The sequence below is a fragment of the Sphingomonas sanguinis genome, from assembly GCF_001476905.1.
GTDB lineage: Bacteria > Pseudomonadota > Alphaproteobacteria > Sphingomonadales > Sphingomonadaceae > Sphingomonas > Sphingomonas sanguinis_B.
Window position 1 is genome coordinate 1 of sequence record NZ_LDTE01000138.1, and the last position, 8,382, is coordinate 8,382.

At 65.8% G+C, this 8,382-nt stretch carries 6 protein-coding genes and 1 pseudogene; 4 read left to right on the top strand and 3 right to left on the bottom strand.

The window, feature by feature from the left end:
• A pseudogene (locus SB4_RS17285) lies at positions 1–331 on the bottom strand (hypothetical protein); the annotation flags it as partial.
• 62 nt (positions 332–393) lie between these two features.
• Complete coding sequence (gene purD, locus SB4_RS17290) at positions 394–1,671, bottom strand: phosphoribosylamine--glycine ligase (protein WP_058753578.1); 1,278 nt, start codon at positions 1,669–1,671, stop codon at positions 394–396.
• Between purD and xseA the strand changes: the two genes are divergently transcribed.
• From xseA to SB4_RS17305, 3 genes are read left to right on the top strand one after another with little or no spacing between them, the layout of a single operon-like run.
• A complete protein-coding gene (gene xseA, locus SB4_RS17295; RefSeq protein ID WP_058753579.1) occupies positions 1,670–3,103 on the top strand; it encodes an exodeoxyribonuclease VII large subunit in 1,434 nt (477 codons plus the stop codon). The two genes, purD and xseA, sit on opposite strands and share 2 nt — an antisense overlap.
• A gap of 15 nt (positions 3,104–3,118) precedes the next feature.
• Positions 3,119–3,319, top strand: coding sequence for a DUF2093 domain-containing protein (locus SB4_RS17300; protein WP_058731971.1), 201 nt, complete (start codon positions 3,119–3,121; stop codon positions 3,317–3,319).
• Positions 3,316–4,167, top strand: a complete 852-nt coding sequence (locus SB4_RS17305) for a M23 family metallopeptidase (RefSeq protein WP_058753580.1) — start codon at positions 3,316–3,318, stop codon at positions 4,165–4,167. The genes SB4_RS17300 and SB4_RS17305 overlap by 4 nt, the downstream gene beginning before the upstream one ends.
• Positions 4,168–4,177: 10 nt before the next feature.
• Here SB4_RS17305 and SB4_RS17310 read toward each other — a convergent pair whose 3' ends face one another.
• The gene (locus SB4_RS17310) at positions 4,178–4,699 is read right to left on the bottom strand and encodes a hypothetical protein (protein WP_153006309.1); all 522 of its coding nucleotides are present in this window, start codon (positions 4,697–4,699) and stop codon (positions 4,178–4,180) included.
• Positions 4,700–5,034: 335 nt separating this feature from the next.
• On the opposite strand from SB4_RS17310, the gene SB4_RS17320 reads away from it, so the two are divergent.
• Positions 5,035–8,076 carry a TonB-dependent receptor domain-containing protein gene (locus SB4_RS17320; RefSeq protein ID WP_058753583.1) on the top strand — a complete coding sequence of 1,014 codons (3,042 nt, stop codon included), beginning with the start codon at positions 5,035–5,037 and terminating at the stop codon, positions 8,074–8,076.
• Positions 8,077–8,382 lie beyond the last annotated feature (306 nt).

Consider the following 8,382-nt stretch of genomic DNA (forward strand, 5'->3'; position numbering starts at 1 on the left):
GGGGCATGACCGGGGGCGGCGGGGGAGGGGCTGCCGGTGTCGGAACCGGTGCGGGCGCTGGTGCTGGTTGTGGGGCTTCCGGGCGTTCGGTCAGCGACGCCTCGCTGAGCGGCGCGCTATCGGGCTGGCGGACCGACAGCCCGGCCTCCTGCGCATTCTCCTCCACCTGGCGCGCGGCATGGGTGCGGCGATGCTTGAGGCGCATCCCGATCAGGATGACGGCAATCGCCGCCACCGCGACGATCGCGATCAGGATGAAATGAATGGTCGTGATCGTGGCCACGCCATCGGGAATCAGGCTTTCCGCCGTTGCTGCGGTCGTGTCGTTCATGGCGTTACCCTATTGTTCCCCACATTGTCCTCAAGCCCCGATCGCGAGCCCAATCGATCGGATCAGGCGTGAGTTCCCGCTTCGCGCGCGATCTCACGCCAGCCGATGTCGCGGCGGCAAAAACCATCGGGGAAGCGGATGGCGTCGACCGCGCGGTATGCGGCAGCCTGCGCCTCGCCGACCGTCGCGGCGCTGGCGGTGACGGCCAGCACGCGGCCCCCGCTGGCGACCAGCTGCTCGCCCGCCATCTTCGTGCCCGCCTGGAACACGACTGCGCCGGTCGCCTCGGCAGCGTCGATCGCGTCGATGGCGCCGCCCGCCTTGGGCGTGCCGGGATAACCCGCCGCCGCCATCACCACGGTCAGCGCGGGATCGTCGGAGAAAGTGGGTGCGGGCAGCTCGGCCAGTCGCCCCTCGGCCACCGCCAGCATCATCGCCAGCAGATCGCCCTGGAAGCGCAGCATCAGCACCTGGCATTCGGGGTCGCCGAACCGGGCGTTATATTCGATCAGCTTGGGGCCCTGCGCCGTCAGCATCAGCCCGGCATAGAGCACGCCGGAGAAGGGCGTCCCCTCGGCCCGCAGCGTGTCGACCGTGGGCCGCACGATCCGGTCGATCGCCTGTCGCTCCAGCTCGGGGGTCAGGACGCGCGCCGGGCTGTAGGCGCCCATGCCGCCGGTGTTCGGGCCGGTATCGCCGTCACCGACCCGCTTGTGGTCCTGCGCCGAGCCGAAGGGCAGGAGCGCCTGGCCATCGGTCAGGACGAATAGGCTCGCTTCCTCGCCCTCCAAGAATTCCTCGATGACGACTTCGGCCCCCGGCACCGAGAAGAGGTCAGTGATCGCGCCCTCGGCCTCGGCCTTGGTGAAGGCAACGGTCACGCCCTTGCCTGCCGCCAGGCCATCGGCCTTGATGACCACGGGCAGGCCGAAGGTCGTCGCCAGCGCGGCCTGCGCCTCCGCCAGCGTGTTCACGCGGACATAGCCGGCGGTCGGGATGTCGGCGCGGCGGCACAGGTCCTTGGTGAAGCCCTTCGAGCCCTCCAGCTGCGCGGCGGCCTTGCTCGGCCCGAACACCGGAATGCCTTCGGCACGCAGCGAATCGGCCAGGCCATCGACCAGCGGCGCCTCGGGGCCGACCACGACCAGGCCCACGCCATGGTCCTTCACGAACGCCACGACGGCGGCGTGATCGGTCGCGTTCAGCGCGACACAGGTCGCATGGGCGGCGATACCGGGGTTGCCGGGCGCGGCGTAGAGCGTATCTAACCCGTTCGACTGTGCCAGCTTCCATGCCAGCGCATGTTCGCGGCCACCCGATCCCAGCAGCAGGACGTTCATGCCCGATCCTTATCCCTATGACGACAGTGCGAGGCTGGTAGCCGAGGAGATCGCCGGCGACAACGCGCTCGCGCTATCGGTCGGCGAACTCAGCCTGAAGCTGAAGCGGATGGTGGAGGGCGAGTTCGGCCATGTCCGTCTGCGCGGCGAGATTTCGGGCTATAAGCGCGCCACCTCTGGCCATGTCTATATGAGCCTGAAGGACGAGAATGCGGTCATCGACGCGGTGATGTGGAAGGGCGCGGCGAACACCCTTCCTTTCCAGCCGCAGGACGGGGTGGAGGTGATCGCCACCGGCCGCCTGACCACCTTCCCCGGCCGGTCCAAATACCAGATCGTCGTCGAGCGGATGGAGTTGGCGGGGGCGGGCGCGCTGATGGCGCTGCTCGAAAAGCTGAAAGCCAAGCTGGCGGGCGAGGGGCTGTTCGACCGCGATCGAAAGAAGGCGCTTCCCTTCATGCCGCCGGTGATCGGCGTCGTCACCTCGCCGACCGGCGCGGTGATCCGCGACATCCTCCACCGGCTGGAGGATCGTTGCCCGACCCATGTCATCGTCTGGCCGGTCAAGGTGCAGGGCGAGGGCTCGGCCAAGGAGGTCGCCGCCGCCATTCGGGGCTTCGACGCGATCGAACCCGGCAGCCCGGTGCCGCGACCCGATCTGGTGATCGTCGCGCGCGGTGGCGGCTCGATCGAGGATCTCTGGTCGTTCAACGAGGAGATCGTCGTGCGTGCGGTCGCCGAATGCTCCATCCCGATCATCTCGGCGGTAGGGCATGAGACCGATACGACTTTGTGCGACTATGCCGCCGACCTGCGGGCGCCGACTCCCACGGCGGCGGCGGAGATTGCGGTGCCGGTGCTCGCGGATATCCGCCTGACCGTCGCCGCGCACGGCCAGCGGGCCGAGCGCTGTGCACGCCGCTATGTCGAGCGGGGGCGCGAGCGGCTGGACGCGATGGCCCGGCTGCTGCCCAAGCGCGACCAGTTGCTGGGCCCGCAGCGTCAGCGCGCCGACGAGGCGGGCGCGCGGCTCGATCGCGGGCTGGAGCGACGGGTGACGCTGGCGCGTGGCGGGCTGGACCGGGCGGGCGCGGCGTTGCGCCCGGCGATCCTGAAGCGGCAGGTCGAGCGCGGGCGCGACAGGCTGGCCTCGACCTGGCGGTTGGTCCAGTCGCTCAACCCCGACCGTATCCTGGAGCGCGGCTATGCCCGGATCACCGCGCGGCCGGGCGGCGAGACCCTGTCCTCGGCGGAAGCGGCGAAGGCGGCCGATACGCTGACCCTGCGCTTTCGCGACGGCACGGTCGATGTCGCGGTCGAGGGCGGCGGAGGGAGGACCGGGGTTGAGCCCCCAGCCCCCAAAACCTATGACAAGCCCAAGCGGGAGCCTCAGCCGAAACCGGGCAAGCCGGATCAGCCGACGCTCCTCTGACCCGAAAGTAGTATCATGCTGATGTCGAACACCGATCGCCCCGCGCGGCTCCACTATCTGGCCAATGGCTTTCGGGTCCTGTCGCCGGGCGATCATGTCGTTTGCGCGGTGACCGGGCGGCGCATCCCGCTCGAAGACCTGAAATATTGGAGCGCCGAGCGGCAGGAAGCCTATGCCGACGCGCACGCCACCGCGCAGGTGCTGAGCCCGCAATGAGGATAGGGGGCGTGGTCGCCGGGCTGCTGCTGACCGCAGGCATCGTGTCCGGCGGTCAGGCGGCGATGCAGGGACCAGCGCCAGTCGTAGTGCCGTCCTTCCGCTGGACCGGCGAGCTGAGCCAGGGCGGACTGATCCGGGGGCAGGCACCTAGCGGCGCGGTGTCGGTCACGCTGGACGGAGAACCGCTGACGCTCGCCCCGGATGGCACCTTCCTTGCCGGTTTCGACCGCGATGCCGGGCCGTCGGCCGAACTGGTCGCAAGCTTTGCCGATGGCCGCCTGGTTCGCCAGGCCCTGAGCATCGCACCGCGCGCCTGGCGGATCGAGCGGCTGGACCGGCTGCCCAAATATCCCGTCCCCGATCCCGAATTCCAGCGGCTGCGCCCGCCCGAGCTGGCGCAGATCCGCGCCGCCCGCGCCCAAGTCACAGACGCCACCGGCTGGCGCCAGGCGCTGCAATGGCCGGCGACGGGCCGCATTTCCGGCCTGTTCGGGGCGCAGCGCGTCTATCGCGGCGAACCGGGCAGCTATCATTCGGGCACCGACATCGCCGCTCCCACCGGCACCATCGTCCGCGCTCCTGCCGACGGCGTGGTGATCCTGGCGGCCGAGAGCCCCTTCACGCTGGAGGGGCATCTGCTGATGCTCGACCACGGACAGGGGCTGAACAGCGCGTTCCTCCATTTGTCGCGCATCGACGTCCATGTCGGCGACCATGTCCGCCAGGGCCAGCCGATCGGCGCGGTCGGCGCCACGGGCCGCGCCACTGGCCCGCACCTCCATTGGAGCCTGCAATGGAAGGGGCGTAAGCTCGATCCGCTGCTGGTGACTGGGCCGATGCCGTGAGGGTGGGAGGTTAATTCTCGCGACGGACCTTGATCGCGGGTTGTCCTGCCAAGCTGAGCTTGAAGCTTCCCAGCGCGCCGCGTCGAATGACGACCTTGTCGCCGACGCGAGGGCGGCCGCCCAGAATATTGTCGTCCGTCTGCCGCCAGCGTGCGCCGTCAGCCAGGATGAAAAGCCATGCGCCCCCGTTCATCTCCGCCTTGGTGAGCGTCGTCTCGATCTGGGTGACGGCATCGGGGCTATTCCGGTCCGTCGCGTCGCCGAACAGGCCGAAATTGGGCAGGTTCAATCCGAACAGGGCTTTGCGGGTCTGGCGTACCTGAGCGCGATCGATGACGATGACTTCGCGCTTTTGCTCGGCCGATAGCAGCGCATTGACGGCCTTGTCGTAGCAGGCGAGCCGTTCGGCCGCTTGCGCGATGGTCGTGCACTGCGCAGCCGCTGCTACCAAGGACGATCGACCATCCTTGGGATCGGCGAGGGCCGAGGTCGCCACCATGAGGATGGAAGCGCTCAGGATGGGGAACAGCACCCATCCTCGCCTTTGGCAAGCAATAGACCGCTTGTTTATCAAGATGTTGATGCCCTCTTTTTCACTGGTTCCGCGTGCGATGCATACCGCTGCGACCGTGTACGAGGCCGAAGGTAGGCGCATTGGACTTTTCGGCAAGACAATATGGCCGATATATCTTGCATTGTGTCAAAAAGGCTACATGGGGAAATTATCTTGCGTCAAGCTGATCGTTTAGATTGCGGCGATACGGGCTTTGATGGAATGTCGGCCCATCACCTGCCGCAAGAGCCGGTGTGAAAAATATGATGTTCATCGCGGCTTCGCGCCCCGAAGGAGCATTGAAGGGGTCTGATATGAAGAAGAAGATATTGCGGGGCAGCTTGCTGACCACCACGATGATCGCCGGTGTCCTCGTCGGAACGGCGGCCTCTGCACAAACCACGGACACGACGCAGACGGCACCCGCTGAGTCGACCGACGCCACGCCGCCGGCGAACGCTAATGGCGGGACGGGTGACATCGTCGTCACGGGGTCGCGTATTTCGAACCCCAACCTGACCTCGGCCAGCCCGATTTCGGTCGTGACCGCGCAGGACATTCAGATTCGCGGCGGTTCGCGAATTGAAGACGTGCTCAACACGCTGCCGCAGTCGTTCGCGACCCAGACCTCGTCGGTGTCGAACGGTTCGACCGGTACCGCGACGCTGAACCTGCGCAACCTGGGCGACCAGCGTACGCTGGTGCTGGTCAACGGCCGTCGCCTGATGCCGGGTGACCCGGTGTCCAAGAGCTCGGCCGCCGACGTCAACGTGATCCCGCAGGCGCTGATCAAGCGGGTCGACGTGCTGACCGGTGGTGCGTCGTCGGTCTATGGTTCGGATGCCGTCGCCGGCGTCGTGAACTTCATCCTCGACACGGACTATCAGGGGCTTAGCCTCACCTCGTCCTATGGCCTGTACAATCACAACAACGACAGCACCCGTTTCCAGGGTCTGGCGGCTGCGCGCGGCTTCCCCTACCCCAGCGGCAATGTAGCCGACGGCCAGCAGTTCGACGTCAATCTGAAGGTCGGCACCGGCACCAGCGACGGCAAGGGCCACATCGTCGGTTACATGGGCTATCGCGAAATCCAGGCGATCCTGCAGGGCCGCCGCGATTATAGCGCGTGCAGCCTGAATACGCCGGCTGGCAATGTCGGTGCGGACTATCGCTGCGGTGGTTCGGCAACGGCCGCTCCTGCCAACTTCACGCTCACCGATGGAGTCCAGGACGGACCGCCGACCAGCTATACGTTGAATTCGGCAGGTCAGCTGATTCCCGGCACGACACTGTATAACGCCAATCCGCTGAACTATTATCAGCGTCCCGACAAGCGCTTCACCGCCGGGTTCATGGCGCATTACGACGTCAGCGACGCGTTCAAGCCCTATGCCGAATTCAACTTCATGGACGACCGCACGGTCGCCCAGATCGCCCCGTCGGGCAATTTCGGCAACACCCAGACCCTGAACTGCAACAACCCGCTGCTGTCGGCCCTGCAGGTCTCGACCTTCTGCCGCGCGACCAACCTGGTGTCGGACGCCAATGGCAATCCGATCGCCTTCACCAACCCGGATGGCACGACCTATAACAAGGCCAATGTCATCGTCGCTCGTCGTAACGTCGAGGGCGGCGGGCGTCAGGCCGACATCACGCACACGTCCTATCGCTTCGTGGCAGGCGTGCGTGGCGATCTCGACCGCGGCATCTCGTATGATGCCTATGCGCAGTACGGCACGACCAAGTACAACCTGATCTACCGCAACGAGTTCTCGGTGTCGAAGACGGCCCGCGCGCTCGACGTGATTGGCACGGCCGCGAACCCGGTCTGCCGCTCGGTGGTCGATGGTTCGGACCCGAACTGCGTTCCGCTCAACATCTTCGGTTCTACGGCGATCACGCCTGCTGCCCTGAACTATGTGCAGCAGTCGGGCTTCCAGCAGGGTGAAACCAAGGAAACCGTGGTCAGCGGCTCGGTCAATTTCCGGGGCGGCGAATACGGCATCCAGTCGCCCTTCTCCGATGAGGGTATCGGCCTGTCGATCGGTGCGGAATATCGCAAGGAGCAGCTGCGTCTGGAAGTCGACCAGGCGTTCCAGACCGGCGACCTGGCCGGTCAGGGTGGCCCGACCCTGCCGAATTCCGGTCAGTATGACGTGAAGGAAGTGTTCGGCGAAATTCAGGTTCCGCTGGTCACCGATCGTCCCTTCTTCCACGAACTGACGCTGGAAGGCGGCTATCGCTATTCGAACTACAGCACGGCCGGTTCGGTCAGCTCGTACAAGGGTCAGCTGACCTGGGCGCCGGTTCGCGATCTGACCTTCCGCGGCGGCTATAACCGCGCGGTTCGCGCGCCGAACATCCAGGAACTGTTCGTGGCTCAGTCGGTCCAGATCGATGGCGCCACCGATCCCTGCGCGGGTCCGGCGGTCAACGGGCTGGTCAACGGCAACACGGCGGCCCAGTGCGCCCGTATCGGCGTTCCGGCCAACCGCTTCGGTCTGATCCTGGCGAACCCGTCGGAACAGTATAACGGTCTGGTTGGCGGCAACCCGAACCTGCGTCCTGAAACGGCTGATACGTTCACCGTTGGTGCGGTGTTCCAGCCGACCTTCCTGCCGGGCTTCAGCGCCACCGTCGATCTGTTCAGCATCAAGGTGAAGGACATCATCGGCGTCATCGGTGCCGACACGATCCTCAGCCAGTGCCTCCAGACCGGCAACCCCACGTTGTGCGGTGCGATCAACCGCGATGCCAACGGCACGCTGTGGCAGACGCCTCAGGGTTATGTGGTGGACACCAATGTCAATGCCGGGACTCTCAAGACCCGCGGCATCGACGTATCGGCGAACTACACGCTGCGCACCGCTACGGCCGGCACGTTCAATGCGGGCATTAGCGGCACCTATGTCGACGAGCTGACCTCGTCGAAGGTGGGCGCGGAGTTCGACTGTGCTGGTCTGTACGGCGCACAGTGCGGCTTCCCGCAGTCGAAGTGGCGTCACCGCGCGGTCCTGTCCTGGACGGGTACGAGCGGGATCGGCATTTCGGGTACGTGGCGTCACCTGTCGCCGACCCGGTTCGAGCGGACGAGCAGCGATACCGATCTGGCGGGTGCCTTCTACGTGCGTGATGCGCGGGTGCCGGCGCAGAACTATTTCGACCTCGCCGTCTCGGCGCGGATCGAAGGCAAGTACACGCTGCGGATCGGTGCCAACAACCTGCTGGACAAGACGCCGCCGATCCTGAGCTCGACGGCGGCGCCGATCAGCTCGTTCGGCAACGGCAACACCTATCCGGGCATCTACGATGCAGCGGGCCGGTATATCTTCACCAGCTTCACCATCGACCTGTAAGGGTTGCTATCTTAATGGAGGAACGGCGGGCAGCGATGCCCGCCGTTTTTCTATGTGCGCCAAAGAAGATTGCGCTGTTGGATGCAGGGGCCGGGTTTTCCGTCCGATGGCCGCGCCAGCTTCCCGTCCTATTTATCGATGGTGATGGTCGGGTCGTCTTTCACATGCTCTTTCTCCCGGCAGTCTTCCCAGGCACGGGAGTCTGGAGGGCCGTTGCACGGCATGAACCGAGCGTAGTCCATGCGATCCGACCATTCGCTTTCTGCATTGTTCAGGCGTCGGGCTATCTTAGGGCTGAGACTCAAT